Consider the following 26,241-nt stretch of genomic DNA (forward strand, 5'->3'; position numbering starts at 1 on the left):
GCGAGCCCGGGTCAGGGGAACGGGTGCGGATGCGGGTTGAGCTCCCGCGGCACGGCACGGCCCAGCGCCGCCGGCACGCTCACCAGCCGCGGCAGCCCGTGCACCCGCCGGTTGGCCTGCCCGAAGGTCATCGGCAGCGTCCCCGGGACGACCACCTTCACGCAGGTGAAGCCGCCCGCCCGCTGCTCCGGCGTGGTCTGGTCGACGACCACGACGTCCAGGCCGGTGGCCAGGTAGCGGCCGATCATCGCGGTCAGGTCGGCGCCGAGGTCGGCGCCGCCGAGGATGTCCGGGCGCAGCGGCACCGTCTGCGTGCTGCGCGTCAGGAAGTCGAACCGGTCGAACACCGACGGCTCGGCGTACAGCAGGGCGTGGTGTTCCATCTCGGTCACCAGGGACGCGTCGCGGGCCATCGCCGCGGCCAGGTCGGCCCGGGCGGCGTACGCGCGGCCCAGGTCGGGCAGCAGCGGCCCGAGTTCGGCCAGGGCGTTGAGCGCCGCCTGGCCCTGGTCCGGGTGACAGGCGGCGGCGCAGGCGGCCCGGGCCCGGTGCGGTTCGCCGGTGGCGTCCGCGGCGAGCGCCCAGACGGCGGGTACGCCCTGCTCCAGCGTGATGTCGAACAGCTCCACCCGGTAGCCGGTCTCCGCCTCGATCGTCGCGGCGAGCAGGGGCAGCGCGGGGTCCCCGGCCGAGGCCGGGTCGAGCCGCGGCGGCGTCATCCGGGCGTACCAGGTGAGCAGGAAGGCGTCCCGCTCGGCCACCTCCAGGATGCCGTGCAGGACGGCCTCCTCGAGGCAGGAACCCAGCGCGCAGCCGTTGGAGACCTCGTACACCAGCGCGGGTTCGTCGGGGTGGGTGCGCCGGCTGCGGTAGTAGACGTACGACTCCGGCAGCAGGACCGGCGCCGAGCGGGCGAACGAGTAGCCCCACACCCACCGGTAGAGCTGCCGCTCGTCGAACGGCCGGTACGGGAAGCCGGGCTGCCGGTAGGCGGCGGCCGGGTACAGGCCCAGCGTCTCGGGGTGCACGGCCTGGGCCCGTACGTCGGCGTAGGGCGCGCGCACCGTCGTGCGGCGGCCGCCCGGCTCCATGCCGGCGTACCGCTCGAGGGCCTCGGCGATCGCGGTCACCCTGGCCGTGCGGTAGTCGCGGCTGCGGCCGTACCCCGACTCGGTGGCGTCGTCGCCGCGCAGGCCGATCTCCGCCGCGGCCACCGTCAGGCCGCCCTGGGCGCCGTGGGCCAGCGAGCGGACCAGGCCGGTCTCCTCGTCGTGATAGGCCGCTTCGAGGTCGGCGGCCCGGGCGGTGAGCGACCGCAGCCGGTAGCGGTCGCGGGCCGGCTTGATTCTCGGCTCGATGCTCAGCCGGGCGGCGGCCGGGGAGTCGTCGGGCAGCTCGCCGCAGGCCGGGCAGTGCGGGTCGGGCAGCACCCGGTGCCAGCGCAGGGTCAGGGTCATGAGGTCGAGGAACGCCAGGGCGCGCCGGCCGTGCGCGGCCGGCCGCCGCTCGCCAGCAGGTGAACGTCCGCACCGACGACGGCGGCGACCGTGTGCGCCGCGGACTCGGTCAGCCACGGCGAGGGCTCCCGGGCCAGCTCGGCCCGGTGGCGGTCGCGCAGGGCGGCGACGGCGGCGGCGTCCGGCCGGGCGCGACGGCGCCGGCCCCGGGCACAGGTCGGGCAGCCCGGTACGCCCGGGGTGTGCAGCGGGCCGATGACCACCTTGTCGAGTTCGGTCCAGACGGTGAGGCCGGGCGACCCGTCCGTGCGTTCCGGCGGATCGGGGCACCAGCCGTCCCGGGCGACGACGGTGAGGCCGGCCGGCAGCTCCGGGCCGCCGCCGAGGTGCTCGCGAAGCGCCTCGGCGAGCAGGCCGGACCCCTGGACGCGCAGCCGTTTCCGGTCATCGTCCATCGTCGAGCACCACCGAGACCACGAACGGATGGACCCGCGCCACGGCGGGGTCATGGATCGCGGGCACGGCGACCGGGCGCAGGCCGCGGCGGCCGAAGGCGGTGAGGATGTCGTCGAGTCCGGTGGCCGGATCGCCGTCGTGGGGGAGTGGCGGGTCGAGGCGGGAGGGCGCGTACCGGGGCTGGCCGGTGATCGCGGACTGGTGGGCCAGCAGCGTGCGTTCGACCGCCTGGGCGAGCGCGGCGTCACCCGAGCGCGCCCAGCCCTCCGCCGGGGGACGGTCACCCAGGCGGACGGCGTACCCGCTGATCCCGGCCTCCTCCAGCAGCGCCGCGCAGGTCGCCGGCTCGCCGGTGGACCGCAGGATCCGCAGGCAGCGGTGTCCGTCCGCGGTCAGCGGGCGGTCGGTGAGCGGGACGTAGCGGGCGGGCCGGGTCGGGTCACGGGCAATGAGCCCGGCGCTCGCCCGGCCGAGCAGACCGGTCAGCAGAGCCTGGTTCCAGTCGTAGGCGGTCACCGGCCCGGGCTCGGGCCGGCCGGCGAGCGCCGGGAAGGTGGCGGCGGCCGGGACCAGCCGGGGCTCGTGGGTCGTGAGGTCGTAGCCCCACAGGCGGAAGTCGCCCGGCCGGCGCCGGACCCGGTGCAGCATCTCGCGGGGATCCTCGCCGGGCGCGGTCCGGCCGGCCGCGTCGACCAGCCGGCGCGGATCCACCGCCAGCGCGGCGTAGCGGGCCACCGCGCGCAGCCCGGTCCGCAGCCGGGCCTGATCGAAGGTCGGGCCGCTGCCGGCGACCCACCGGTGCTCGGGCGCCGGCGCCAGGCCGCCCGGGTCGGCGACCCGGCAGTGCGCCACGTGCAGCGGCGTCTGGGCGAAGTCACCCTCGTCGGGCGCGGTCAGGATGCCGAAGAAGGGGTCCGCGCAGCCGGCGGCCCGCCGGGAGAAGACCTCGGGCGACCCGGCCGGTGCCGCCTCCAGCGCCCGGACCTCGGCGATCAGCGCGGACGCGGTCGGCGGCGCGGTCCCGGCGTGGTACGGGTGGGCCAGCACCCGGTGCTGCTCGGTGTGCAGGCTCGCGAGGTCGACGCTCGTGGTCACCGGGGCCCGGTCGTCGGTGACGCCGCCCAGCCGCAGCAGCACGGCCCGGACCACCTGGTTGGCCAGCAGGGCCGCCGTACCGGGGTCACAGGGCCCGGCGCCACCGGCCGTCGAGCCCAGGTCGGCGCGCCGGCTCCGGGCCCCCGCCCAGGCCCCCGGCGTCTCGGCGGTGTCCGAGACCTGCACCCAGGCCCGGCCGCCGTCCAGCACGATCCGGGCCAGCAGCGCCCGCCGCTCCCGGCACCAGCGGTCCACCGGCCCGGTCTCGGGGTCGGTGTCGGCCCGCGGGCCGTGCAGGACGACCCGGGTCGTGCGGTGCGCCGCCCCGGGCAGCGCACCGGCGGCGATCGCGGTGACGTCCCGGCTGCCGGCCTGCCGCGCCGCGTGCATCAGCGCCGAGCACAGCGGATCATCGGCGATGACCAGGACCGGCGCGTCCCGGTAGCGCTGGAACCGCCACCGGGCCGACGGCCCCTGGTCGGCGAGCAGGCCGATGCCGCGCCGGTACCGGGTGGCGTCCTCCGCGGTGAGGGTGTCGGCCCGGTCCGGCTGCTGCTGGCGCACCACGTCCCGGTCGATCAGCAGGCCGATGATCGCCTCGACCTGCGCCCGCCGGTCGGCGGGCAGCGCGGCCGTCAGCTGCGCCATCGTGTGCCCGCCGGCCAGGTACGGCGCCAGCCGCTCGAACCAGGCGGCGATCGAGGCGCCCCGCAGCCGTACGGACACCCCGGGCCCGAGGATGAACAGACCGTCGTCCACGGCCGTCCAGCGCACCCCGGCCCGAAACCGCAGCGTCATCGCGGCTCCTGATCGCCGGCCGGGCGGCTGCCCAGCACGAACTCCGCGACGGGGCCCTCGACGAGCGGATCCAGCCCGGTGGCCGCCGCGAAGGCCGCGGAGTCCCCGCTGCCGATCGCGCACGGGGCCAGGCCCATCGCGGTGGCGGCCAGGTACATCGTCTGGCAGAGCACGCCGGCGTTCTTGAGGATCAGCGCGTACCCGATGTCCTGGTACTTCCACAGCACCCGGCCGAACCGCGCGGCCGTCACGACCACCAGCTGCGGGGGAGTCGTCATCCCGGCGGCGGCCCCCGCGTCCGAGACGAGCCGGTGCGCCGGCGCGGTGATCCCGCTCAGGTGTTCCAGCCGGTGGCCGTGGGCGTCGTAGTGGTGCACGCCGGGCGCGAGGCCGGCGACGTGCCGGGCGATCAGGTACAGCTCCAGCTCGTGCAGCGCGCCGGCCGACGGGAACGGCCGGTCGACCAGCTCCAGGCCGTCGGCGCGCCGGACGCCGCGGACCCGGGCGCAGCGGTACAGGAACTCGCCCACCTGCCGGACCGTGAGCGGCTCGCGGTCGTCGTGGCGCCGTACCGACTGCCGTTGCTCGACGACGGTGGTCAGCGACGGGTCCGACCGGCGGAGGGCGTCGAGGTCCGGGCGGTCCAGGACCGTCGCGGTCCCGGTACGGGCCGGCGGGCGGGCCGGCAGCGGCGGGAACCGGTCCTGGGCCCAGCCGGTCGCCCCGGTCGGCTCCCCGGTGCGCGCGCCCAGCCGGCTGGCCGCGTGGAACCAGAGGTCCGGGGTGGCCCACTGGCGGTGCCGCAGCTCGTCGTCCGCCTCGCCGGCGGTGGCCAGCAGACCGGCCCAGCGCAGGTCGTCCACGAACCCGGGCACCGGGCCCGGCACGCTCGGGTCGGCCACCGCGGCCAGCAGCCGCGGGTCGTGCAGGCGCACGTCGCACCACGCCAGCGGCGACCGCAGCACCAGGCCGGGATCGGACCGGGTGATGACGGCGAACCGGGACAGCCGGGCGACGGTGTCGTCCCCCGGCGGTCGGGCCGGGCGCCGCGGCTCCAGCTCGTAGCAGAGCTTCTCGCCGGCCCGCACGCTGACCGTCAGCCAGCCCTGCGCGCGCAACCGGTCGACCAGCGGCGCCCGGCCGGCCGGCGGGGCGTCCACGCCGGGCTCCGCGGCCAGCTCGTCCAGCAGGGCGCGGCCGGCGGGGTCGAGCCGGCCCAGCGACGTCAGGTGCGGCCAGGCCAGCAGGCTGACCGCGTCCTGCGCGTCGGTGACGGCGAAGACCCCGGGGCGCAGCCGCAGCCGTACGGAGATCACGGCCGGCCCCGCAGCACCTCGAGCGCGGTGACGCCGTAGCCGGCCTCCACGGCGTCGGCCGCCAGGTGACAGAGCATGAAGCGCTCGACCGGGGTGACGCCGAGCTTGGTCAGCTGGAGGTAGAGGCAGTTCAGCGCGAACCGGTAGGCCTGGAACCAGGTCGCCGCCCGCATGTCCGCCCACGACCGGTCGTCGGCCATCAGCGTGCGGTGGAACGCGCTGACGTCCGGCAACGGCCGCAGCCCCGGGTCGTAGCGGCCGGGCTCGGGGTCGTCCAGGCTCAGGCGGCCGGCCTCGATGTCGCGCCGGGCCCGTTGCTGCACCTCGGCCAGCACGCGGGTCCACTCGTCGACCAGCGCGACACCCGGGCCACCGCCGTCGAGCGCCGCCACCACGGACCTGGCCCGGTCGACGAGCTGATCGGCGTGCCGGGCGAAGTGGTCGTCCCACCGCGCCCGCATCCCGGGACCCTCGGGAAAGCCGGTGAGAAACCCCTCGGCATGCGAGCGGAAGGACGGGAAACCCTCGACGAGCGAGCGGCCGGAGAGCCGGTGCGCGGTCGCGATCAGCAGGTCGTACGCCAGCGACAGCCGTCCCCGGGCGCGCCGGACCTGGTCGGTCATCCGGAACGTGAGCTCCGCGGTGGCGACGTGGAAGTCGGTCCACACGCCACCCAGGCCCGGCTCGTACGGCGCCGCCCGCAGGGTGTTGTTGTCGTACCACGGCTCGGTCGGCCCGGGGTCGTTCTCCAGCCGGGCCAGCCGCCGGTGCAGCTCCCGGAAGCGCCCGCTGTCGAGCACCCGGGTCGAGGGGTGGTCGGCGAGGTAGCCGCCGACGATGCGCCAGGTGGCCGACCGGACGGCGGCGGGCAGGTCGGCGCCGCCGGTGCGCAGGTTCAGCCTCAGGTGCGGTCCACGCCGCCAGTGCCGGACGAGATACCGGGCCGGCACGTCCGGGCCCAGCGCGGTGAACAACGGCCACACCCCGTCGACCACCAGGTCGTCGAGGCTCTCGTCGTGGTACGCGACGTGGATGCTGTGCCAGGTCATCGGCCGGCCTCCTCGACGGCGCGGTCGGCGGGCAGCCGCCCGGCGAGATAGCGCACGTACGCCTCCTCCGCCAGGGTGAGGCCGAGACGGTTGCAGAGCAGGTGACCGCACGTGTCGAGGATCGCCGTGACCCGCGGCGGGTCGGCGCCGGCGGCGTCCAGCCGGTCCCGCAGGGTCGTCAGCGACCGGTGCCACGCCGCCAGCACGCCGGTGGTCCTCGCCGGGCCGGTGGCGACGGCGGCCATCCGGCGCTGGAGCTCGATGAGCTTGCCGCGTTGCCGCTCGTACCGCCGGGCGAAGGCGGCCCGCTCGGCCAGATCCCGCAGCGCCTGTTCCCGCGGCGGCGCGGCATCGCCGGTCCCGACGCCGGCCGACGCCGACACCAGCAGGAACGACAGGGCGGCGGTCTGCCGGCGGTCCGGGTCGGGGCGGGCGGCCAGCACGGCGAGCGCGATGCGGCTCGACTCGACGAAGTGGCGTTCCACCGCGTCCATCGCCGCGCCCCGGCCGTAGCGGTCGTACTCCGGCACGTACGGCCGGAAGACCACGGTGTCGTTGGGCAGTTGCACCGGCTCCCACGTGGGCAGTCGTTCCAGTGCGCCCAGGGCGCGGGCCTGCCGGGCGTACTGGTCCGGGTCGGCCGGCGTCGACGGGTGGGCCGCGAAGTGCCGCCGGCCGTGCTCGGTCAGCAGCGCGCACAGGTCGTCGGCCGTGGCGCCCGCGGCGGGCCGGACCCGGAGCCGCACGTGGTCGCCGCCCTCCCAGTACCGCAGGAAGAACAGGTCCCCGGCCAGACCGGAGGCGTGCACCGCGGTGACGACCGACACCAGCAGGGCGTCGAGGTCGCCGCCGTGGACGAGGTGGGCGCTGACCCACGGGGGCTCACGCATCGCCGGACACCTCGACCAGGAACTCGGTGGCCCGCTGCTGCCCGTCCGCGGTGGTCAGGGCGTCGGCCGGGCCCGGCAGCACCTCCTCGAACGTCACCGGCCCCGGCGAGAGCCGCACGGCGCGTTCGAACGCCAGCACGGCGAACCAGTCGGCCAGATCCAGGGGGAACGGCTTGCGGGCCTTGGCGAGCGCGTCGCGTACCGCCCCGCCGGCGCCGTCCCCGGCCGGTCCGGAGCCGTCGGGCACCCGGACGAACGTGCGGTCCGGGATGCCCTGGCCCCGCAGCCAGGTGGCCAGCGAGAGCAGGTACCCGGCGTCGGTGTCGCCGCCGGCCCGCGCCGGCACCGCCGCCACGGGCACGGTCCAGCGTTCCCGCTGCACCACCACCCGGCCGATCTCGGCGCGCGGTTGCCGGCCGAGGCGCTGCGGCGCGAGCACCTCGGACTCCGGCGGCACCAGCGGGACGCTCGGATGCAGCAGGTGGGCCTCGCCGAAGAGCAGACACAGCAGGCGCGCCGCCGGCGGCAGCAGGAAGTCCGCCATGAGACCCAGGTGCAGCGCGGTGACCGCGACACCGAGCCGCGCCGAGCGCAGGACGAGCTGGTCGGCGTCCCGGTCGTGGACGACCACCAGATCGTGCAGCGGTATCCGGGCCGGCGCCGGGCTGCCGCTGACGGTGAAGGGATAGTCGATCTCGTACGGCAGGGCCGGCCGGCGGCAGTTGACCGCGCTGCCGAACGTGCCGCTCAGCTCGGCCCGGACGGGACCCGGCCGGGCCGCGGGCCGGTCGGGCGCGGGCGTCCCGCCGCCCTCGTGCTCGGCGAGCAGCCAGGCCAGCCGGCTGTGCCCCCGGGCGTGCCCGGTGCCGGCGACATTGAGCACCAGCCGGACCTCGTCGCCGGCGCCGCGGGTCTGCACGTAACACCCCAGCGAGGCCGGCGGGCGCATCCAGTCGGGCCAGCCGGCGATCGCCTTCTCCAGCACGTCCACGTCGATCCGGACGACACCGTCGGCGTCGACCGGTTGGCGCAGCCGGTCCAGTTCCCGGCGGCGGATCCGGTCGAACAGCCGGATCCGCGGCTCCTGGCTGAGCGCGGCGGCGGCGGAGAACGGCAGCAGGGCGTCGACCTCGAGGAACCGGCGGACCTCGGCCTCGGCGGCTGTGGCGGCGTGCTTGCGGGCGTCCTGCACGGCGTGGTGGAAGTCCAGGAAGGTCACCGTGCCGCCGGGTGGGAAACGCTCGGGCCAGAGCCGGGTCGCGGCCAGGCGCAGCGGAGCGGCCGGGTCCAGCGCCGCCAGCCAGCGCCGGACGAGGTCGAGATCGGCCAGCGCGGGACCCCACCGGCGGGCCGAGAGCTCGGCCACCGCAGCGGTGTGCACGACGTGATCGTGAACGGCGGCGTGGCGCAGCGTCGCCTGCTGGGCGTCGGTGACCCCGGCCGGCGCGGCCGTGGGGGCGTCCGGCGGCGCGTCCAGACCGGACAGCAGGCGGCGCACCGCGTGGTCGGTGTCGGCGCGCCACCGCTGGTGGTGGTCGAAGTCGGTGACGGGCGCGGGCCGGCGTACCGCGTCGCGGACCTCGGCGATCGCCGCGGCGAGCTCCGCGTCGATGGTGAGCCGCTCGCGGGCGAGCCAGGCGAGCAGCGCGCCGAGCCGGTCGGTGGCGTGCTCGGGCACCGGCAGGCGGGCCTCGATCAGGCCGCTGGTCAGCAGGTGGTCGACGAAGCCGGCCACCGTCGCGGCGTCGGCCGTCGGGGCCAGCGCGGCCACCGCCGAGCCCAGCCCGCCCACGGTCGTCACCGTGGCGCTGTCGAGCAGCTCGAGGCAGCGGCGCAGCAGGGCCGGCGCCGGCATTGCGATCAGCTGCTCGGTGGGCCGGGCCGCCAGGAAACGCACCCGGTCCGCCGAGCGGACCAGGCTGGGGTTCACCCGGATCAGGCGGGCGGGCCGGACGGACGGCTGGGCGGCGACCGCCCGCTCGACGCTGCGCACCAGCGGCGCGCTGAGCTCCGGGACGCCGACCGCGGGCGTGCCGGTGAAGCGCACCGCCGGGCCGTCGGCCGCCCACGTGCCGAAGCCGCTGGTGGTGAAGCTGCTGGAGGGGCTGGTCTTGGCCGCCGCGCGGGCGAGGTACCGGGCCAGCCTGATCAGTGTCTTGCGCGCGGGGCGGTGGGCCGGATCGGCCAGCCGCTTGCCCAGCTCGGCGGACATGGTGGGGCTCGACTCGGCCAGCGCCCGCCGGAACGCCGGCTCCCGGGCCGCCGCCAGCAGCCGGACCTGCTTGTCGGCGTGCTCCTCGTGCAGCAGGGCGTCGAGCCGGGCCGCCGCCGCGTCGCAGGCGGCGTGCCGGTCCAGCCAGGCGCCGATCCGGGCGGCGAGGGGACCGGGCAGGGCCGCGCGTACCGCCGGGGTCCACGACGACGGGGGCGGGCGCCGTCCCTGGTGCAGGCGGCGGCGCAGGGTCAGGACCGCCGGGCGGTGCGCGGTGCCGGTCAGCAGCCGTACCTGCTCGTGCAGCAGAGCGGCCAGCAACTCGCCCTCGGCGCCCAGGCGGCCGCGTTCGTCGCGGATGCGTGTGACCTCGTCCCACGTGCGTTCCAGCCGCAGGCCGGTCAACGCCGGGAACGGCATCCCGGCGATGCGGACCACCGGGGGTCGAGGCGCCGTCACGACCGCGTCCTTTCTCCAGACCGGCGGCGGACGCCATGCGGCACGCCGATGACATCCGCCGCCGGGCAGCTCAGCCGGAACAGCGCGAACAACTGCACAGGCAGAAGTTCGTGTACGCCGAGGCCGCGTTCTCGGGCATGCCGTGACCCGCGGTGAGCGACTCGATGGTCAGGCCCGGATCGGCCAGCTCGAAGACGTCGAGTGGCAGGTCCGCGAGGTCGATGTCGAACGTGTCCGGCGGCTGCTTGTCGAAGGAATCCATAGTTCACCTCCTCCTGGAGTCCAGGGCAGTCAGCGGACGCTACTGCGGCGAATCGGTGCGGCGCGCCCCGCAGTCGGCAGCCGTCCGCTGTCCTGGCGCTGCCGGTGGTCCGCAGTCGGCCGGGCGGCCGCGCGCGGAACTGCGTTGCCTCGCGCCCACCGGGGCCGACAGACTGCGCGGATGCCCCACGTCGCCCTCGTGACCGGCGCCAACCACGGCATCGGCGCCGCCACCGCCGAGGCGCTCGCCGCCGCCGGCGCCGCCGTGGTCTGCGCGTACCGGCGGATCGACGATCCGGTGGACCCCGCGGTGCCCGACGCCTACCGGGCGAACCGGGCGCGCACCGCGGACCCGGTGGTGGCCGCGATCCGTGACCGCGGCGGCGCGGCGGTCGCCGCAGACGAGGACCTGACCGACCCGCTGGCCCCGGCGCGCCTGTTCGACCGGGCCGAGGCGGCGTTCGGGCCGGTCGACATCCTGATCAACAACGCGACCGGCTGGGTGCAGGACACCTTCGCCCCGCGCGCCACCGACCAGCACGGCCGGCGGATGCAGCCGGTCACCGCGGCCACGTTCACGCCGCAGTTCGCCGTCGACGCGATGGCGCCGGCCCTGCTCATCGCCGAGTTCGCCCGCCGGCACGCGGCCCGCGGCGGGAGCTGGGGGCGGATCGTCGGGCTCACCTCCGGCGGCGCGCTGGGCTTCCCCGAGGAGGTCTCGTACGGCGCCGCGAAGGCCGCCCAGACCAACTACACGATGTCCGCCGCCGTGGAGCTGGCCGACCTCGGCATCACCGCCAACGTGGTCCACCCGCCGGTCACCGACACCGGGTGGGTCACCGGCGCGGTCCGCCACTTCGTGGCCCGCAGCCCCACCCACGTGCACGTGGCCACGCCCGCGCAGGTCGCCGAGGTGATCGCGTACCTGGCCTCGGACGCGGCGGCGCTGATCACCGGCAACGTGCTCACCCTGCGCTGAGCGCCGCCCGGCCCGCCGGCGGTACATCCGCCCGGGCCGGGGTACTGGCCGGGGGTGACCGAACCCGCCGTGGACGTCGACCAGCCGCTCGCCCCCGACACGCCCGCGGCGCCGCACAGCGCCAGCGGCGAGGCGGTGCGCACGTTCGACCTCAGCGCCGTCGCGCCGCCGGCCCGGCCCGCGCGCCGCTGGACGCCGCGGCGGGTGGTGGCGACCCCGGCGGCCTACGACCACGCCCACGGCCGGCGCATCATGGCCCGGGTCGAGGCGCTGGGCATCGAGGTGGAACGGCTGGCCGCCAACCGGCTCACCGGGGTGCGCGGCGAGACCGACCGGGAGACCTACGCCCGGGCCAAGGCCACCATGGCGATCGTGGTGAGCCCGCCCGCCCGGCGCAAGCTGCAGCCGATCGCGCCCAGCGCCGACTGGCGCTTCGACCTGGCCGAGGGCTGCCCGGCGCACTGCCAGTACTGCTACCTGGCCGGCTCGCTGTCCGGGCCGCCGGTGACCCGGGTGTACGCCGACCTGGACGACATCCTGGCCGGCCTGGCCGCGTACGCCGGCCACGGCACGATCACCAGCCGCCGCGCCGCCCGCCGCGACGAGGGCACCACCTTCGAGGCCTCCTGCTACACCGACCCGCTCGCGCTGGAGCACCTGACCGGCAGCTGGCGCCGGGCCGTGGAGCACTTCGGCGGCTGGGACGCGCCGGTGCAGCTGCGCTGGACGACCAAGTTCGACGACGTCGCCTCGTTCGTGGGGCTGCCGCACGCCGGCCGCACCCGGGTCCGGCTCAGCGTCAACTGCGCGCCGGTCAGCACCCGCATGGAGGGCGGCACCAGCAGCGTGCCGGACCGGCTGGCCGCGCTGCGCCGGCTGGCCCTGGACGGCTACCCGGTCGGGCTGACCATCGCCCCGATCATCGCGGTGCCGGACTGGCAGGAGCACTACGGTCTGCTGCTGGACCAGGTCGTCGCCGCCGTCGCGGGCGTGCCCGGGCTGGACCTGACCGCCGAGCTGATCACCCACCGGTTCACCCCGGGCAGCAAGGAGGTGCTGCTGGGCTGGTACCCGCGCACCAAGCTGGAGATGGACGAGGAGTCGCGCAGCCGTAAGCACGGCAAGTTCGGCGCGGTGAAGTACGTCTACCCGGCCGAGACCATGCGGCAGCTGCGGGGCTGGTTCGAGACCGAGATCGCCCGGCGGCTGCCGTCCTGCCGGATCCTCTACTGGACCTGAGCTGTGCGGCGCCTGATGAGCCACTCCGCGACCACCAGGTTGACGATCCAGCCGAGAGTCTGGCCGACCGGAATCAAGGACTGCACGCGTGCCCCGACCGGCCCGGCCCCGTCGCCGATGAACGGAAGCTGAGCCAGCAGCAGGAGCGGGGTGAGAACGCGCGCGGTGACGGCGAGGAACGTCAGGGCGTAGTTGCGTGTCATCCAGTCGCGGTGGCCGGTGAAGTCGCGGCGGCGAGCGGCACGGTAGGCGAGCCCACCGGTGATCAGCCACAGAGCGGCCGCGATGACGAGGCCGATCCGGGTCACGGTGCGGCCGGACCACAACGCGACCGGGATCGCGGTCACCGCGGAAGGCAGGACCCCGGCGAGGAGATAGACCCGGCCGATCGTGCGGTGCAGCGTCCGGCGCGCCCGCACCCCGGACATGAACTGCAGGGGGCCGAGGACTATCGCGACCGCGGCCGTGCCGATGTGCGCCACGAGCACGGAGTAGTGCAGGTTGCCACTCACGGCCAGGCGGCTGTCGTCCATGTCGAGCCTGAGGTACGGGTAGACGAGGACGAGGCTGACGACGATCGCGGCGACGAACATCAGCCGTGCGCTTCGCGGGCGTGGCCCGGTCATCGCCCGGCCCGGTATTCCCGTCCGACCGCGACCGAGCCGGCCACGAGGGCGGTGACCACACCGGCGAGCTGGATCACGGTGCCGATCACCCCGCCGATGCCCGCGTCGCCGGTCAGGTTGCCGGTGCCGGCCCCGCTGACCACGCTGGACAGGACGAACCCGACGATCACGAACAGGCCCAGGAACGCGCCGACGCCGGGTGCCCAGGCCCGCTTGGCCACCCCGACGAACGCCGCGCCGCTCGCCAGGAGCAGGAGACCGGGTGGGGGATAGAACGGGAACTCGACCCCAGAGGCCCACAGGACCGCGATACCGAGGGCGCCCGCCGCGAGCCCCCCGACCGTGAGGCCACGGATTGTGGTCGACTTCCAGATGCCAGCCATCGCTTCCTCCTGGGTGCGGCGAAGATGTGCGATGCAGCGTGCCGCGGCGCAACGGCGTCGGAGTCGGCTCGATCGCGTCGCCGGTGGTACGCAGAATCGCGTACAGGTCACGGTCCTCGTCCTGCGAGGATCGCCGGATGAGGTGGATCCGATCGTCGGCAGCGGACCTGGCCCTGGCCGCCCTGCTCGCAGCATCCGCTGCCGCCGGCAGCGCCGTGGCCGACGGGCTGGGCCGCCCGTCGGTGCCGCTGGGTACGCCGGGCTACGTCCTGGTCGTGGTCGCGGCGCTCGGCCTGTCGGCGCGTCGGAGCCGGCCACTCGTGGCGTTGACGACCGCGGCGGTCTGCGCCGGTGGATACCTCGCCCTGGGCTACGCCTACGGTCCGGTCATCCTGGTGCTCATGATCGCGGTGTACAGCGCGGCCAGGCATGCTCCACCACCGGCCGCCGCCTGGTGCGCGGCGGCGACGCTGATGCTGCTGCTGGTCCATCTGCTCACCTCCGACCGCGCGCTGGGATGGCTGGGCGTCGTACCGGTGGCCGCGTGGGTGGTCGTTCCCGGCGCTCTGGGATACGGCCTGCGCCTGCGGCAGCAGGCCGGCCAGCAGGCCCGGGCCGAGGCGATCCGGCAGCGGCTGGACGAGGAGCGGCTCCGCGTCGCCCAGGAGGTGCACGACGTGGTCGGGCACGGCCTGGCCGCCATCAAGATGCAGGCCGACATCGCCCTGCACGTCATGCCCCGCCAGCCCGATCAGGCTCGGGTGGCGTTGGCGGCGATCAGCCGGACCAGCCGGCAGGCGCTCGACGAACTGCGCACGACACTGGCCGCCGTGCGGCACGTCGACGGCGACGACCGCGCCCCCGCCGCCGGTCTCGGCCGCCTGAACGACCTACGCCGGCGCATGGCCGACGCGGGCGTGACGGTGCGCGTCCGGACCACGGGCGAGCGTCCCGGCGCTCTTCCCCCGGCGGTCGACCTGGCCGGCTACCGCATCGTCCAGGAGTCACTCACCAACGTGCTGCGGCACGGACGCTGCGAGCGGGCCGACGTCACCGTCCGGTACACCACCGACGACGTCACCATCACGATCGCGAACCCGATCAACGGCACGCCGGCCAACGGTGACGGCACCGGCATCAGGGGGATGCGGGCCCGGGTGGAGGCCCTGGGCGGTGACTTCGTCGCCGGACCGGTGGCCCAGCGGTTCGAGGTGCGCGCACGGCTCCCCGCCGGAGGCGGCGCGTGATCACCATTCTGATCGCCGATGACCAGGACCTCGTCCGGCTCGGGCTCCGCACCCTCATCGCCAACGAGGACGACCTCACCTGCGTCGGCGAAGCCGCCGACGGCCTCGCCACGGTGACCATGGCCGGCCGCACCAGACCGGACATCGTGCTGATGGACATCCGCATGCCCGGCATCGACGGACTGGAAGCGACCCGGAGAATCACCTCCGACCCTGGCCTGGCCGACACCCGCATCATCGTGCTCACCACCTTCGAACACGACCAGTACGTCTTCGACGCCCTGCGCAACGGAGCCAGCGGCTTCCTGCTCAAAGACACCACGCCGGCGGAACTCCTCCGCGCGATCCGGACCGTCGCCGACGGGGGCGCACTGATGTCGCCATCGGTCACCCGCACGCTGCTGCGGGAGTTCGTCACGCTCAGACCCACCACGAGAACGCCCCACCCCCAGCTCCACACCCTCACCGACCGAGAACGGGAGGCCATGGTGCTCGCCGCGGAGGGCCTCACCAACGACGACATCGGCAGACGACTCCGCATCAGCGCCGCCACCGCCCGCACGCATGTCAGCCGCGCCATGGTCAAGCTCGGGGCCCGCGACCGCGCCCAACTCGTCGTCTTCGCCTACCAGTCCGGACTGGTCGAATAGCGGGGTCCGCAATGCCCGCCGAGGGCCGATAATCGGCGCATGCGGTTTCCAGCGGCGGCCGTGCTCGGCGCGGTCCTCCTGACGGCGGCGTGCGACGCCCCGGCACCAGGAGCCTCGCCCTCGCCCTCGCCCTCGCCCTCACCGTCGCCGTCGCCGTCGGTCGTCTTCTCGATGCCGCCACTGCGGCTCCCGGTGATGGCGCCCGGCGACCGGTGCCCGGTGACGCCGAAGCACGCCTGGTCCGGCCCCGGGCAGGCGACCGCGGTGCTCGGCGACGGGCCGCTGTACCCGATCGCCGACTACTTCCCGGGCGGCGTGCTGGAACTGCGCGGCGAAGACCGGGAACCGGACGGCTCGTACGTGAAGAAGGTTCGCTGGCTCGGTGCCGGCTACCGCGGCCCGGTGCTGCTGCGCGTCGCCCGGATCGACGGGCCGGGCGCCGCGAGCGCCCAGTTCTCCTACTTCGGCGGCCTGCGCGACGACGGCTACCACGCCGAGCTGACCGAGCCGGACAACGACCTGCCGGCGACGACCACGGTCGGCGGGCCGGGCTGCTACGCGTACCAGGTGGACGGCGCCTCCTTCAGCCGGACCATCGTGTTCCGGGCGGTCGCCGCGGGCTGACCCGGGCGTCCGGCCGTCCCGGGCGCTCGCCTACCATCGCGACGGGAGGTCCGAACCATGCGGCTCCATGTGGGATGCGCGATGTGGACGCTGAAGTCCTGGCAGGGCCGCTTCGTGCCGCATCCGCTGCCGGCCGGCGAGCGCCTGCGGGCCTACGCCGGCTGGTGCAACGCGGTGGAGGGCAACACCACCTTCTACGCGACGCCGGCCCGCGACACCGTGGCGACGTGGGCCCAGCAGACCGACCCGACCTTCCGGCTGGTGCTCAAGCTGCCCAAGGTCATCACGCACGAGCGCCGGCTGGCCGGCTACGAGGACCCGCTGCGGATCTTCCTGGACGCGATCGAGCCGCTGGGCCCGCGGGCGCACGCGCTGTGGATCCAGCTGCCGGGCTCGTTCACCCCGGCCGACGTCCCGGCCCTGGAGCGCTTCCTGCGGGCGCTGCCGGCCGCCCACCGGTACGCCGTGGAGGTGCGCCACCCGGCCTTCTTCACCGACGCCCACGCGACGGCAACGCTGGAGGGCGTGCTCGCCGCCGCGGACGCCGAGTGGGTCCCGTTCGACACCACCACGCTGTACGGCAAGCCGCCCACCAGCGACGCCGAGCGCGACGCCTGGACGAAGAAACCGCGGGTGCCGCGCCGCTCCCGGGCGCTGACGGACCGGCCGATCGTGCGTTACCTCGGCCGCGACGCCGTCGCCGAGACGATCGAGGGCTGGCAGCCCTGGGTCGCCACGACCGCGGACTGGCTGCGCGAGGGCCGCTCTCCCACGGTGTTCGTGCACACCCCCGACAACGCGGACGCGCCGATGCTGGCCCGCCGCTTCCACGACGAGGTCCGGTCGCGCGTCCCGGAGCTGGAGCCGCTGCCGGAGCCCGAGCCGGCCGGGCCGCTGACCCTGTTCTGATCGGAGAGTGCGGTGGATGTGACCGGCTTTCAGGTGCGCGCCCTCGACGCGTCGACCTGGCCCGACTTCGCGCGCCTGGTCGAGAGCCAGAACGGCGTCTGGGGCGGTTGCTGGTGCATGGCCTTCCACGAGGAGGGCGTCGGCCGGGGCCGGACAGCGGCGCAGAACAGAGCCGCCAAACAGGAGCGGGTGGACCAGGGCCGCGCGCACGCCGCACTGGTCTACGACGGCCCCGACTGCGTGGGCTGGTGCCAGTTCGGCCCCACCGCCGAGCTGCCCCGCATCAAGCACGGCCGGGCCTACCGGGCGGGACTGGGCGACCTGCCCGACTGGCGGATCACCTGTTTCTACGTCCACAAGGGGCATCGCCGCCGGGGTGTCGCCGCTGCCGCGCTGGCCGGCGCGCTGCGGGAGATCGCGCGGCTCGGCGGCGGCACGGTGGAGAGCTATCCCGAGGACGCGCAGGGCCGTACGCCGTCCTCGTCGTTCCTGCACAACGGCACGGCGGCGATGTTCGAGAGCCAGGGTTTCCGGCGCGCGCGTCAGCTGGGCAAGCATCACTGGGTGCTGAGCCGGACCGTGGCGCCGGCCGGTCAGCCGGAGACCTGACCCGCGCAGCGGCCTTGCGCGCCGGCGTCGGCGCGGACCCCGGGGTCGACGACCAGCCCGCAGCCGCGTAGGCGGGCCAGGTGGTTGGACAGGTTGTACCGGTGGGTGGTCAGCCGGCGGCCAGGCCCGATCCGGTCCGGGCCGGCTCCGGCGCCCGCCCCGCCACCGCCGGCGCCGCCGCCAGCCCCGGCCGCCGCCGCGCCCGGTGCCACCGCCGTACGCTCAGCGCCCACCGCAGCGCCACCCGCGGCCCGGCGCTCTGCGTGGTGACGTGCAGCAGGTACCGCCACATCGGGTACTCCCCGCGCCGGTTGGCCAGCGCGTACGAGAACTGCTTGGCCGGCAGATGCGTGTAGTCCGGCACCCGCTCGAACCACTCGCTGCTCGCCTTGGCCGCCCGTTGCAGCGGGGCGAGCGCGGTCTTGCGGCGGTGTTCGTAGCGTTCCAGCGCCACCGCCGGCTCGTCGCCGCCGGCCAGCGCGTCGGCCAGGGCCATCGCGTCCTGCATGGCCAGCTTCGTGCCCGAGCCGATCGCGAAGTGCGTGGTGTGCGCCGCGTCGCCCATCAGCACCACGTTGCCGTGGTCCCAGCGCCGGGTGGTGAGCCGGCGGTAGTTCAGCCAGCCGGTGCCGCCGGTCCCGGCGCGGTGGTCGATCAGCGGCCGGCCGTCCAGGTGCGCGGCGAAGATCTCCTGCAGCCGCGCGCACCCCCGCGCCGCGTCCAGCTCGTCCAGGCCCAGCCCGCTCCAGGTCTCCGGCGTGCACTCCACGATGAACGTGCTGGTCTCGGCGTCGAACGGGTAGGCGTGGTACCAGATCCAGCCGGCCGCGGTCTGCTCGAAGCCGAAGGTGAACGTGTCGAAGACGTGCGGCGTGCCCAGCCAGATGTACTTGTTGCGGCCCACCTCGATCTCGGCGCCGAAGTGCTCCGCGTACCGCTCGCGGATGCGGCTGCCGGCGCCGTCGCTGGCCACGACCAGGTCGGCGGCGGGGACCTCGGCCGGCTCGTCGCGGAACCTGACGTCGACGCCCAGCTCCAGCGCCCGGGCGGCGAGGATCTCCAGCAGCTCGCGCCGGCCCAGGCTGAAGCCGTACCCGGCCAGGTGGGTCGCCGCCTTGCCGGTGGCGCGGACCTCGTAGGAGTCCCAGCGGCAGGCCGCCCGGCTGATCCGCTCGGCGCTGACCGGGTCGTAGCGGTACAGGTCGTCGAGCAGGTCGTCCCAGAAGACCACCCCCCAGCCGTACGTGACGCCGGCCGGGTTGCGTTCCAGCACGGTGATCTCGTGCGCGGGGTCGGCGAGCTTCGCCAGCACCGCGAAGTACAGGCCGGCGGGGCCGCCGCCGACGCAGGTGATGCGCATGCCGAGCTCCTAACGGTAGGGCGGGAAGGTGGCGGACCGGTCGTCCGGGTCGGCGCCGGGCCGGCGCTCGGCCAGCAGCCGGCGGTACGCGTCCGGGTCGGCGACCACCCGCCAGGTGTGGAACGGGTGCCGGCGCGGCGAGAAGCCGGCCTTGTAGGAGAACAGCGAGTCGTCGCTGCCGCCCTTGCCGCCGCCGAGGTGGAAGACGGTGTCCCCGCGCTCCTTGCACCAGCGCCGCACCTCGTCGTACAGCAGCTCGTCGGCGTACCGCTTGGGCGCGCGCCGGGTGGAGGAGACGTAGCCGGTGGCGATGCCGTCGTGTTCGAAGAACGTGTTGCCGCCGACCACCTCGTCGCCCTCCAGCGCGACGGCCAGGTGCATGCGGTCGCCGACCGCGTCGTGCAGGGCGGCGAGGTGCTCGCGGGTGAAGAAGTAGTACGGGGACGCGCCGACCCGGCGCATGTTGTCGTGGTAGACGCCCACCCACTCGCCGAGGCGGTCCCAGTCGTCGAAGACGACCCGGGTGCCGGCGCGGCGGGCGCGGTTGATGTGGTTGCGGTGGTCGCTGCGGGTCTGGCGCCACATCTCGTCGAGGCTCAGGGTCAGGTCCATCGCGACGGTCTCGCCGTGGCGGACCAGGACGCCGAAGCGCGCCAGCGTGTCCAGCGGCGCCGCCAGCAGGGGGTGCATCCGCACGAACGCCGTCACGATGCCCCCGGCGCGCAGCGTCTCGAGCAGCGCGGCGCAGGCCCGCGCCCAGAAGGCGGTGTCGCCGCTGGCGATCGGCGCGGGATAGCCGTACGGCGAGAGGGCGTCGCGCAGCCGCGAGCCGGGCACGTCGCGCAGGATCAACGGCAGCAGCAGCCGCCGGCCGTCCTCGGCGTAGTGGAACGCGGCCGGCGTGCCACCGGCCAGCCGCGCGTCTAGCTCGACGTAGGCCGGCTCGTGGTACATGTCGTGGGGGATCTCCTCCAGCGCCTCTTTCCACTCGCGGGCCGTGGGTTCCAGCAGCGAAGCCTGCACGGTGTTGCCTCCTTACGACCGCAGGATCCGGGCGTTGAGCGCCATGTTGGCGGCGAACTGATCGTTGACGACCTGGTGCTGCTCCAGCCGTTGCTGCACGGCCGCGTCGTAGCGGCCCAGCTTGACGAACCCGTCGGAGAACCAGCCGTTGTCGGCGCCGGTGCCGTCCACGTAGGCGCGGTAGGTCGTGCCGCCGGGCCAGATCACCCGGGTCAGCAGCGCCCCGAACGCGGCCATGTCGGCGACCGTCCACGGCCGGCCGCAGTCGCGGGCCTCCACGACGTAGGCCAGCACGCCGTTGCCGTGGCTCACGTCCTGCCCGGGCCGCCGGGCCGAGCCCCAGACGTCGCTCCAGAAGTACGCGGTGGGTTCGGCGGGGTGCCGGCGCAGCTGCCCGCGCAGGCTCGCGCCGCTGCCCGGCAGGTGCAGGTCGATGTTGCCGGCCACCTCGACGTAGCGCCGGCGGCGGGCCGGGTCGGCGGTGACCCGCGACAGGTTGAGGGCGATCAGCGCCCAGTGCGCCGCCATGTGGGTGCGCTCGCGGTAGATCGCCTCGCGGGGGCCGCGGCTGTACCACTTGTCGAAGACGTGGGTCTCGGCGAAGGCCAGCAGCCGGTCGTGGCGGGCGCGGTAGGCCGGGTCGCCGTGCACGGCCGGGTCGTCGCGCATGGCCAGCAGCAGCGCGGTGCCGTACCGCCAGAAGTAGCTCTCGTAGAGCGGGACCTCGTCGCCGCCCTGCCCGGAGGCGCTCGACGCCCAGCCGCGGTAGCGGTCGCGGAAGCCGCTGCCGGGCAGCGAGGACGAGGGGCGGGCCGCGGCGGCCACGTTCTCCACGAACTCCAGGGCCCGGTCGAGGTAGCGGTGCTCGCCGGTGGCGCGGAACATCGCGACGCACGCGTCGACCGAGTAGGACAGGTCGTAGTGGTCCCAGCTGTCGGCCGACCGGCTCATCGGCAGGCTGTTCTCGTACTGGTAGTCCCAGCTCTGCTGGAACACCGACGCCCAGTGGGCGACCGGCGCGAGCTCGACCGCGCGGGCCGGCGGCGCCGGCGGCAGCGGCAGCGGTTCCATGATGGCCGGTACGTCGGCGCGTGGCGGCGCGCTCGCGGCGGTCAGCGAGGCCGCGGCGAGCAGCAGCACCGCCCGCCGGCCGATCCGGGCCCGGTCGCTCATGAGGGCACCGGCTCCCGCCGGCCGGCCGGTGCCGCCGCCTCGGCCTTGCCGGCCGGGACCACCGCGGCGGCCGCGGCCAGGGCGGCGAACATCCAGGCGAGCCGGGCGTCGTAGTAGTCGCCGGAGAACAGGCTGCTCAGCGCCACGAAGACGGCCGCGGCCACGGCGAGCCCGGTCAGCTGCGGGCGCTCGCCGCCGCCGCGCACGGTCCGGGCCCACAGCACCACCGCGGTGCCCAGCAGCCCGATGCCGATCAGGCCGCCCTCGGCGGCCACGCCGAGCACGTAGTTGTGCGGGTACTCGACGCCCTGGTTGACGCCGATGAGGCCGTAGAAGCCGTCCAGGCCCGCGCCGGCCAGCGGGTGCTCGACGGCCAGCCGCCAGGCGGCGGCCCAGATGTCGGTGCGGTCCGACAGGTAGTGCTGCTGCACGGTCTGCTCGACGAACCGCTCCTGGAACAGGTCGGTGAACGCGGGCGGGGCGAACGCCCAGACGGCGGCCGTGGCCAGCACCAGCCCGGCCCCGGCGGCGACGACCGGCCCGGCGCGCAGCCGGCCGCGGATCTTGAGCAGCGCGGCGGCGCCGACCGCGACCCCGGCAAGTAGGCCGGCCCGCGAGCCGGACAGCACCGCGGCCAGCAGGAACAGCGGGGTGACCAGCAGCGGCAGCACCCGGCGGGTGCTCAGGAACAGGGCCACCGCGCTGATCACGCCGAGGATCTCGATGCGCACGAAGACGTTCGGCCCGCCGCCGAACGCGGAGTAGCGGCCCTGCTCACCCGGGCCGTTGATGAACAGCGCGGCCAGCGCGAAGACCACCGCGGCCACGAAGAACAGCAGGAAGGTGAGGCGGATGACCGCGGCCGGATCGCCGATCGCGTACGCGTAGGAGGCCAGCGTCAGCACGCCCAGCAGCACCAGGTCCAGCGTCTGCGGGCCGACCCGGGCGGCCTGCGGCGCCCACAGCCCCGAGGCGATCTGGAACAGGAAGAACAGCACGGTGGCCACCAGCCAGCCCTCGCGGCGGCGCGCGCCCGGCGTGCCCGGCCGGCGGGCGAGGTCGACGGCCAGCGCGACCAGGGCGATGAGCAGGCCGATCACCCGCAGGTCGACCCAGGCCAGGTCCAGGAAGCCGGCCCGGTCCAGGGTGAACCGCCCGCCGATGGCCACCAGCACCAGGACCAGCCCGGGGGCCAGGAAGACGCGGGGGCCACGCAGCCAGGTCATGGCGCCTCCCGCGGGCGCCGGTCCCGGGTGACCCGGCTGGTGACGACCGCGAAGAGCAGGCAGGCGCCGTAGCCGATCAGCGAGCCGTACGCGGCGCCGCGGATGCCCAGGGGCGGGATCAGCAGCAGGTACGCCGCGAAGCTGACCGCGAAGCCGGTGATCTCGGCCGCGGACACCAGCGCGCTGTACCCGCGGGCGATGAGCAGGCCCAGGCTGATCCGGGAGACGGCGTACAGGCCGGCGGCGGCGACCAGCGGCAGCACCACGGCCCGGGCCGGGGCGTACTGGGCGCCGAAGACCGGCACGATCAGCAGGTACAGCGCGCCGGCCGCGAGCGGGCCCACCACCAGGCAGTAGCCGGCGGCCGCGGCCACGATCGGGCGGGTGCGCAGGGCGCCCTCGCGGTCGGCGGCCCGCCACCGGCCCAGGCGCGAGTCCGCGTACGCGCGCAGCGGCCAGGCCAGCAGCTCGGTCATCGTGGCGACGCTGGCGTACAGGCCCAGCGCGGAGGTCGACGCCAGCACCGGCAGGGCCAGCCGGTCGGCCCGCAGCATCGCCATGTTGGACAGCGCGGCCGGGAACAGCGCGAGGCCCTCGCGGCGTACCGTGCCGTTGCGGGCCAGCGGCGCGGCGGGCGGGGCCGGCAGCCGCAGCCACCGCACCAGGTACGCCAGCGTCGGCGCCACCCCGGCCAGCAGGTAGGCCAGGATCCAGACCTCCGGGCGGGCGTCGCCGGCCACGAACAGCGTGACGAGCAGGGCCAGCAGCAGCAGGGACTCGATGACGCGGGCGTACAGGAAGTCGCGGACCCGGCCGACGCAGATCGCCACGGCCCGGGTGGCCAGGCTGGTGGCCTCGGCCAGCGCGAAGGCGGCGATCAGCGCGATGACGGCCGGTCCCGGGTTCCACCGTTGCGGCGCCAGCGCGGCGAAGGCGGCCGCGGCGCTCAGGGCCAGCCCGGCGGGCACGACGAGCAGCCGGGCGTAGGCCCGGACCGCCGCCGCGGGGGTGACGTCGTGGTAGCTGGCCACGAAGCTGCGTTCGGTGCCCAGCAGCAGCACCTGGGTGGCCAGGTACACCACCTGCAGGATGAGCGCGACCTCGCCGCGGCCGGACGGGCTCAGCGCGCGGACCATCAGCACGTTGGCGGCCAGCGCCACGCCGCCGGTCAGCAGCTGCGAGGCGACCAGGCCGGCGTACGGCTCGCGCAGCTGGGCGACCAGCCAGGCCGCCGGGCCGCCGCGGCGGGCCGGAGCGAGCCCCGCCCGCGGCGCGGCGCGCTCGGCCTGCAGCTCACTCACCGGGCCGCGGCTTCTCGTCCGGTACGCGCTGCGCCGGCAGGTGCGGCGGCTCCCCGGCGGCCTCGTCGGCGGGCTGGGCGACCACCACCCGGGCCTGCCCGCGGGCGGCCACCGTCCCGTCCTCGTCGCGCGGGAGCAGCTCGGCCTCCTCGGGCGAGCCGACGGTGGCCTGGACCACCGGGGCGCGGCCGCGGGCGGTGCCGGGGTGCGGGCGGGCGACCACGGTCTGCTCGCCGGCCGGCCCGCCGCTGCCCTGCTCCGGTTCGCCGAACAGCTGGGTGACCAGCTCGGGGTCGGAGGCGGCGGGCACCACGGCCCCGCGGTGCCAGGCGGCGCTGGTCGGCAGCTTGCGGGGCAGCGCGTTGAGCACCGCGCCGGCCAGCTTGGCGCCGACGCGTTCCAGCAGGTCCATCGAGCGCTGCACGTCGACGGTGCGGGTGCGGTGCGCGCGCACGACGAGCAGCGCGCTGTCGGTCACCTTGCCCAGCACGGCGGCGTCCGCCACGCCGTGCAGCGGCGGCGCGTCCACGATCACCACGTCGAAGCGTTCGGTCAGGCTGCGCAGGGTGGCGCTCAGCCGGGGCGAGGCCAGCAGCTCGCCGGGATCACCGGGCTGCCCGCCGCAGGGCAGCACGGTCAGCCGGCCGTCGAGCGAGTCCTGCAGCACGTCGGGCACGCCGGCCACGCCGGACAGCACCTCGGTCAGCCCGCGGCTGGTGTCCAGGGCCAGGTACCGGCCTATTCCGGGGCTGCGCAGGTTGGCGTCGACGAGCACCACCGTGGCGCCGGTCTCGGCCAGGGCGATGGCCAGCCCGCAGGCGACGGCGGTGGTGCCCTCCTGCGCCTGCGCGCCGGTGAGCAGCAGCGACGAGCCGCGCCCGGGGTCGCCGTCGGCGGATTCGCCGCGCGTGCGGGCGAGGTCGGGCAGCAGGCTGCGCACCCGCCGGAAGGCCTCGGCCAGCGCCTCGTCCGGGTGGCCGTGACGCCCGCCGCGCCCGCCCAGCGAGATGACCCCGACCGCGTCCAGCCCGAGCCGGCGCAGGTCGTCCTCCTCGGCGACGGTCCGGCGGGTGGCCTGGCGGACGGCGACGGCGCCGGCGCCGATCAGCAGCCCCAGCACCGCCGAGAAGCCGACGTTGCGGACCAGGTTGCCGGGCACCTCGGTGGTGACCGCGTTCTGCGCGACGGAGACCGACGGGGTGGGCCCGTCGGTGGGTGCGGTGCTCGGGGGGTCGAGCTGCTTGGCCAGGCTGACCAGCGACGCGGTGGCGGCCACGACGATGTCCCGGCTGCGCCCGGCGGACGCGTCGGTGGCCGAGACCACCAGCAGGTCGGTGCCCTCCTGCACCTGGGCCGACAGGCTGGCCTGCACCTGGGCCGTGCTCAGCGGCAGCCGCAGCCGGGCCAGGACGCTCTCGGCGACGCGCGGTCCGGTCAGCAGCGCGATGTAGGAGTTGAGCCGGCTCGCCTTGGCGTCCGGGTCGCCGGCGCCGGTGGTCACGAACAGCACCATCGAGGAGCGGTACGCCGGCGGCGCGGTCAGGCTCAGCCCGGCGGCGATCCCGGCGGCCAGCAGCACCGGCACCACCAGCCACCACCATCGGCGCCGGCAGGCCCGGGCGTACTCACGCAGTTCCACTCTGGGCTCCCGTCATCGCGCGGCGCGGTCCCCGGGCGGCCGCCGCCCGGGTCAGGACGGCCTCGAACTCCGCGAACAGCAGGTCCCGGGAGAACCGCTGCACGGCGAGCCGGTGGGCGGCCTCCCGGGCCTGCTTGAGCCACAGCTCGTCGCGGACGTGCGCGGCCAGCTCCGCGCCCGCCCGCTCGGCGTCGTACGGGTCCAGCACCAGGCCCGCGCCGGTCTCGCGCAGCAGGTCGGCCTGCCACCCGCCGTAGTTGACGGCGATGGGCCGGGACGCGGCGAGCGCGTCGAAGAACTTGTTGGCGGAGTTGTCCCACAGCGCGCGGACCGGCCGGACGAAGCTGGTCGACATGGTGGCGGCGCCGAGGATCACCGGCAGGTCGGCCTTGGGGACCTGCTCCCACATGTGCACGTTGCGGCCGAGCAGCCCGTACCCGGCGGCGAGCCGCTCGGTCTCGGCCCACTCCTTGCCGTGCCCGACGATGAGCACCCGGATCTCCGGGTCGGTCTCGGCCATCCGGCGCGCGGCCCGGACCAGGTACTCCACGCCGTTGACGGCGCCCAGCGCGCCGGTGTAGACGATCAGTGGCCGGTCGCCGAGCCAGCGGTGCTCCTCGCGGAAGCGCTGGACGGCGGCCGGGGCGACCTCGAACAGGGCCAGGTCGGCGGCGTTGGGGATGACCGTGGTGCGGGTGCCGGGGCGGCGTGCGGTGACCCCGGCGGCCATGCCGGGGGAGAGGGCGACGACCTCCTCGGCACTGCGGTAGGCGAGGTTGGCCAGCGCGCCGGCCAGCCCGCGGACGAGCGGGTTGCGCAGCACGCCCAGCGCGATCGGCACCTCCGGCCACAGGTCGCGCACCTCGAAGACGAACGGCACCCGGCGCAGCTTGGCCGCCACGACGCCGGGCACGGCGACGGTCAGCGGGGTGCTGGTGGCGAAGACCAGGTCGGCCTTCAGCGCGGTGGCCTTGGCCGCGGCCAGGACCATGAACTCGGCGAAGGCGCGCAGCCGCCGGGCGAAGGACATGTGGTTGGAGTACGGCACCGAGAACCAGTGCACCTGGATGCCGTCGTCGTCGGTGCGCCGCCAGCCCAGCGAGCGCCGGCCCGGCGTGATGTCGGTGGTGATGACGTGCACCTCGTCGCCCCGGGCGACCAGCCGGCGGGCCTGCTCGTAGGAGCGGATCCCGCCGGTCATCCCGGGATTGCAGTAGTACTGGTGGATATAGACGATGCGCATCCCGGGCCTGCTCCTTC

At 75.5% G+C, this 26,241-nt stretch carries 24 protein-coding genes; 7 read left to right on the top strand and 17 right to left on the bottom strand.

Features of this window, described 5'->3' with window-relative positions; translation table 11 throughout:
* Window positions 1-11 precede the first annotated feature (11 nt).
* From Ani05nite_RS01885 to Ani05nite_RS01915, 8 genes are all read right to left on the bottom strand, one after another.
* The gene (locus Ani05nite_RS01885) at window positions 12-1,457 is read right to left on the bottom strand and encodes a TOMM precursor leader peptide-binding protein (protein WP_239129105.1); all 1,446 of its coding nucleotides are present in this window, start codon (window positions 1,455-1,457) and stop codon (window positions 12-14) included.
* A complete protein-coding gene (locus Ani05nite_RS40780) occupies window positions 1,454-1,912 on the bottom strand; it encodes a TOMM precursor leader peptide-binding protein (protein ID WP_239129106.1) in 459 nt (152 codons plus the stop codon). Before Ani05nite_RS40780 ends, Ani05nite_RS01885 begins: the two co-directional genes overlap by 4 nt.
* Window positions 1,902-3,806 (bottom strand): hypothetical protein, encoded by a 1,905-nt coding sequence (locus Ani05nite_RS01890; protein ID WP_203763621.1) that lies wholly within the window; start codon window positions 3,804-3,806, stop codon window positions 1,902-1,904. Before Ani05nite_RS01890 ends, Ani05nite_RS40780 begins: the two co-directional genes overlap by 11 nt.
* Window positions 3,803-5,122 carry a SagB/ThcOx family dehydrogenase gene (locus Ani05nite_RS01895; RefSeq protein WP_203763624.1) on the bottom strand — a complete coding sequence of 440 codons (1,320 nt, stop codon included), beginning with the start codon at window positions 5,120-5,122 and terminating at the stop codon, window positions 3,803-3,805. Before Ani05nite_RS01895 ends, Ani05nite_RS01890 begins: the two co-directional genes overlap by 4 nt.
* Window positions 5,119-6,171, bottom strand: coding sequence for a thiopeptide maturation pyridine synthase (locus Ani05nite_RS01900; RefSeq protein ID WP_203763628.1), 1,053 nt, complete (start codon window positions 6,169-6,171; stop codon window positions 5,119-5,121). The genes Ani05nite_RS01895 and Ani05nite_RS01900 overlap by 4 nt, the downstream gene beginning before the upstream one ends.
* Complete coding sequence (locus Ani05nite_RS01905) at window positions 6,168-7,061, bottom strand: thiopeptide-type bacteriocin biosynthesis protein (RefSeq protein ID WP_203763631.1); 894 nt, start codon at window positions 7,059-7,061, stop codon at window positions 6,168-6,170. Before Ani05nite_RS01905 ends, Ani05nite_RS01900 begins: the two co-directional genes overlap by 4 nt.
* Window positions 7,054-9,732 (bottom strand): lantibiotic dehydratase, encoded by a 2,679-nt coding sequence (locus Ani05nite_RS01910; RefSeq protein WP_203763648.1) that lies wholly within the window; start codon window positions 9,730-9,732, stop codon window positions 7,054-7,056. The genes Ani05nite_RS01905 and Ani05nite_RS01910 overlap by 8 nt, the downstream gene beginning before the upstream one ends.
* Before the next feature lie 70 nt (window positions 9,733-9,802).
* Window positions 9,803-9,994, bottom strand: coding sequence for a thiomuracin/GE37468 family thiazolyl RiPP peptide (locus Ani05nite_RS01915; protein WP_203763651.1), 192 nt, complete (start codon window positions 9,992-9,994; stop codon window positions 9,803-9,805).
* A gap of 180 nt (window positions 9,995-10,174) precedes the next feature.
* Between Ani05nite_RS01915 and Ani05nite_RS01920 the strand changes: the two genes are divergently transcribed.
* Window positions 10,175-10,972 (top strand): SDR family oxidoreductase, encoded by a 798-nt coding sequence (locus tag Ani05nite_RS01920; RefSeq protein ID WP_203763654.1) that lies wholly within the window; start codon window positions 10,175-10,177, stop codon window positions 10,970-10,972.
* 54 nt (window positions 10,973-11,026) lie between these two features.
* Entirely contained in the window at window positions 11,027-12,211 is a 1,185-nt protein-coding gene (locus Ani05nite_RS01925) for a spore photoproduct lyase family protein (RefSeq protein ID WP_203763656.1), read from the top strand.
* Here Ani05nite_RS01925 and Ani05nite_RS01930 read toward each other — a convergent pair.
* Window positions 12,199-12,804, bottom strand: coding sequence for a DUF2306 domain-containing protein (locus Ani05nite_RS01930; RefSeq protein WP_239129107.1), 606 nt, complete (start codon window positions 12,802-12,804; stop codon window positions 12,199-12,201). The genes Ani05nite_RS01925 and Ani05nite_RS01930 overlap by 13 nt on opposite strands.
* A gap of 29 nt (window positions 12,805-12,833) precedes the next feature.
* Entirely contained in the window at window positions 12,834-13,220 is a 387-nt protein-coding gene (locus Ani05nite_RS01935; RefSeq protein WP_203763661.1) for a hypothetical protein, read from the bottom strand.
* 137 nt (window positions 13,221-13,357) lie between these two features.
* Here Ani05nite_RS01935 and Ani05nite_RS01940 point away from each other — a divergent pair, with 137 nt between their 5' ends.
* The 5 genes from Ani05nite_RS01940 to Ani05nite_RS01960 are packed head-to-tail and all read left to right on the top strand — an operon-like array spanning window position 13,358 to window position 17,259.
* Window positions 13,358-14,467 (top strand): sensor histidine kinase, encoded by a 1,110-nt coding sequence (locus Ani05nite_RS01940; RefSeq protein ID WP_203763664.1) that lies wholly within the window; start codon window positions 13,358-13,360, stop codon window positions 14,465-14,467.
* Entirely contained in the window at window positions 14,464-15,117 is a 654-nt protein-coding gene (locus Ani05nite_RS01945) for a response regulator (protein WP_203763666.1), read from the top strand. Before Ani05nite_RS01940 ends, Ani05nite_RS01945 begins: the two co-directional genes overlap by 4 nt.
* Window positions 15,118-15,156: 39 nt before the next feature.
* Window positions 15,157-15,741: a hypothetical protein gene (locus Ani05nite_RS01950; protein ID WP_203763669.1), complete on the top strand. Its 585-nt coding sequence runs from the start codon at window positions 15,157-15,159 to the stop codon at window positions 15,739-15,741.
* Window positions 15,742-15,798: 57 nt separating this feature from the next.
* Entirely contained in the window at window positions 15,799-16,650 is an 852-nt protein-coding gene (locus tag Ani05nite_RS01955; protein ID WP_498366859.1) for a DUF72 domain-containing protein, read from the top strand.
* Between the two features lie 18 nt (window positions 16,651-16,668).
* A complete protein-coding gene (locus tag Ani05nite_RS01960; RefSeq protein ID WP_239129108.1) occupies window positions 16,669-17,259 on the top strand; it encodes a GNAT family N-acetyltransferase in 591 nt (196 codons plus the stop codon).
* 109 nt (window positions 17,260-17,368) lie between these two features.
* On the opposite strand, the gene Ani05nite_RS01965 is transcribed toward Ani05nite_RS01960, so the two are convergent.
* The 7 genes from Ani05nite_RS01965 to Ani05nite_RS01995 are packed head-to-tail and all read right to left on the bottom strand — an operon-like array spanning window position 17,369 to window position 26,224.
* Window positions 17,369-18,619, bottom strand: coding sequence for an FAD-dependent monooxygenase (locus Ani05nite_RS01965; RefSeq protein ID WP_203763672.1), 1,251 nt, complete (start codon window positions 18,617-18,619; stop codon window positions 17,369-17,371).
* A 9-nt stretch (window positions 18,620-18,628) separates the two neighbouring features.
* Entirely contained in the window at window positions 18,629-19,642 is a 1,014-nt protein-coding gene (locus Ani05nite_RS01970; protein ID WP_203763675.1) for a GNAT family N-acetyltransferase, read from the bottom strand.
* A gap of 12 nt (window positions 19,643-19,654) precedes the next feature.
* A complete protein-coding gene (locus Ani05nite_RS01975) occupies window positions 19,655-20,815 on the bottom strand; it encodes a hypothetical protein (RefSeq protein ID WP_203763678.1) in 1,161 nt (386 codons plus the stop codon).
* Window positions 20,812-22,041 carry an O-antigen ligase family protein gene (locus tag Ani05nite_RS01980; RefSeq protein ID WP_203763681.1) on the bottom strand — a complete coding sequence of 410 codons (1,230 nt, stop codon included), beginning with the start codon at window positions 22,039-22,041 and terminating at the stop codon, window positions 20,812-20,814. Before Ani05nite_RS01980 ends, Ani05nite_RS01975 begins: the two co-directional genes overlap by 4 nt.
* On the bottom strand, window positions 22,038-23,342 hold the full coding sequence (locus Ani05nite_RS01985; RefSeq protein ID WP_239129109.1) for a lipopolysaccharide biosynthesis protein: 1,305 nt from the start codon (window positions 23,340-23,342) through the stop codon (window positions 22,038-22,040). The genes Ani05nite_RS01980 and Ani05nite_RS01985 overlap by 4 nt, the downstream gene beginning before the upstream one ends.
* A complete protein-coding gene (locus Ani05nite_RS01990; RefSeq protein ID WP_203763684.1) occupies window positions 23,335-24,981 on the bottom strand; it encodes a tyrosine-protein kinase domain-containing protein in 1,647 nt (548 codons plus the stop codon). Before Ani05nite_RS01990 ends, Ani05nite_RS01985 begins: the two co-directional genes overlap by 8 nt.
* Window positions 24,968-26,224, bottom strand: coding sequence for a glycosyltransferase family 4 protein (locus tag Ani05nite_RS01995; protein WP_203763687.1), 1,257 nt, complete (start codon window positions 26,222-26,224; stop codon window positions 24,968-24,970). Before Ani05nite_RS01995 ends, Ani05nite_RS01990 begins: the two co-directional genes overlap by 14 nt.
* Window positions 26,225-26,241: the final 17 nt, after the last annotated feature.

It is taken from the genome of Actinoplanes nipponensis (genome assembly GCF_016862275.1).
GTDB classification, from domain to species: Bacteria; Actinomycetota; Actinomycetes; order Mycobacteriales; family Micromonosporaceae; genus Actinoplanes; species Actinoplanes nipponensis.

Bases quoted from the DNA above. Each gene is read 5' to 3' on its own strand.
- Ani05nite_RS01885 (WP_239129105.1), bottom strand. From the start codon at position 1,457: ATGACCCTGACCCTGCGCTGGCACCGGGTGCTGCCCGACCCGCACTGC.
- Ani05nite_RS40780 (WP_239129106.1), bottom strand. From the start codon at position 1,912: ATGGACGATGACCGGAAACGGCTGCGCGTCCAGGGGTCCGGCCTGCTC.
- Ani05nite_RS01890 (WP_203763621.1), bottom strand. From the start codon at position 3,806: ATGACGCTGCGGTTTCGGGCCGGGGTGCGCTGGACGGCCGTGGACGAC.
- Ani05nite_RS01900 (WP_203763628.1), bottom strand. From the start codon at position 6,171: ATGACCTGGCACAGCATCCACGTCGCGTACCACGACGAGAGCCTCGAC.
- Ani05nite_RS01905 (WP_203763631.1), bottom strand. From the start codon at position 7,061: ATGCGTGAGCCCCCGTGGGTCAGCGCCCACCTCGTCCACGGCGGCGAC.
- Ani05nite_RS01915 (WP_203763651.1), bottom strand. From the start codon at position 9,994: ATGGATTCCTTCGACAAGCAGCCGCCGGACACGTTCGACATCGACCTC.
- Ani05nite_RS01920 (WP_203763654.1), top strand. From the start codon at position 10,175: ATGCCCCACGTCGCCCTCGTGACCGGCGCCAACCACGGCATCGGCGCC.
- Ani05nite_RS01930 (WP_239129107.1), bottom strand. From the start codon at position 12,804: ATGTTCGTCGCCGCGATCGTCGTCAGCCTCGTCCTCGTCTACCCGTAC.
- Ani05nite_RS01935 (WP_203763661.1), bottom strand. From the start codon at position 13,220: ATGGCTGGCATCTGGAAGTCGACCACAATCCGTGGCCTCACGGTCGGG.
- Ani05nite_RS01940 (WP_203763664.1), top strand. From the start codon at position 13,358: ATGAGGTGGATCCGATCGTCGGCAGCGGACCTGGCCCTGGCCGCCCTG.
- Ani05nite_RS01950 (WP_203763669.1), top strand. From the start codon at position 15,157: ATGCGGTTTCCAGCGGCGGCCGTGCTCGGCGCGGTCCTCCTGACGGCG.
- Ani05nite_RS01955 (WP_498366859.1), top strand. From the start codon at position 15,799: ATGCGGCTCCATGTGGGATGCGCGATGTGGACGCTGAAGTCCTGGCAG.
- Ani05nite_RS01965 (WP_203763672.1), bottom strand. From the start codon at position 18,619: ATGCGCATCACCTGCGTCGGCGGCGGCCCCGCCGGCCTGTACTTCGCG.
- Ani05nite_RS01975 (WP_203763678.1), bottom strand. From the start codon at position 20,815: ATGAGCGACCGGGCCCGGATCGGCCGGCGGGCGGTGCTGCTGCTCGCC.
- Ani05nite_RS01980 (WP_203763681.1), bottom strand. From the start codon at position 22,041: ATGACCTGGCTGCGTGGCCCCCGCGTCTTCCTGGCCCCCGGGCTGGTC.
- Ani05nite_RS01995 (WP_203763687.1), bottom strand. From the start codon at position 26,224: ATGCGCATCGTCTATATCCACCAGTACTACTGCAATCCCGGGATGACC.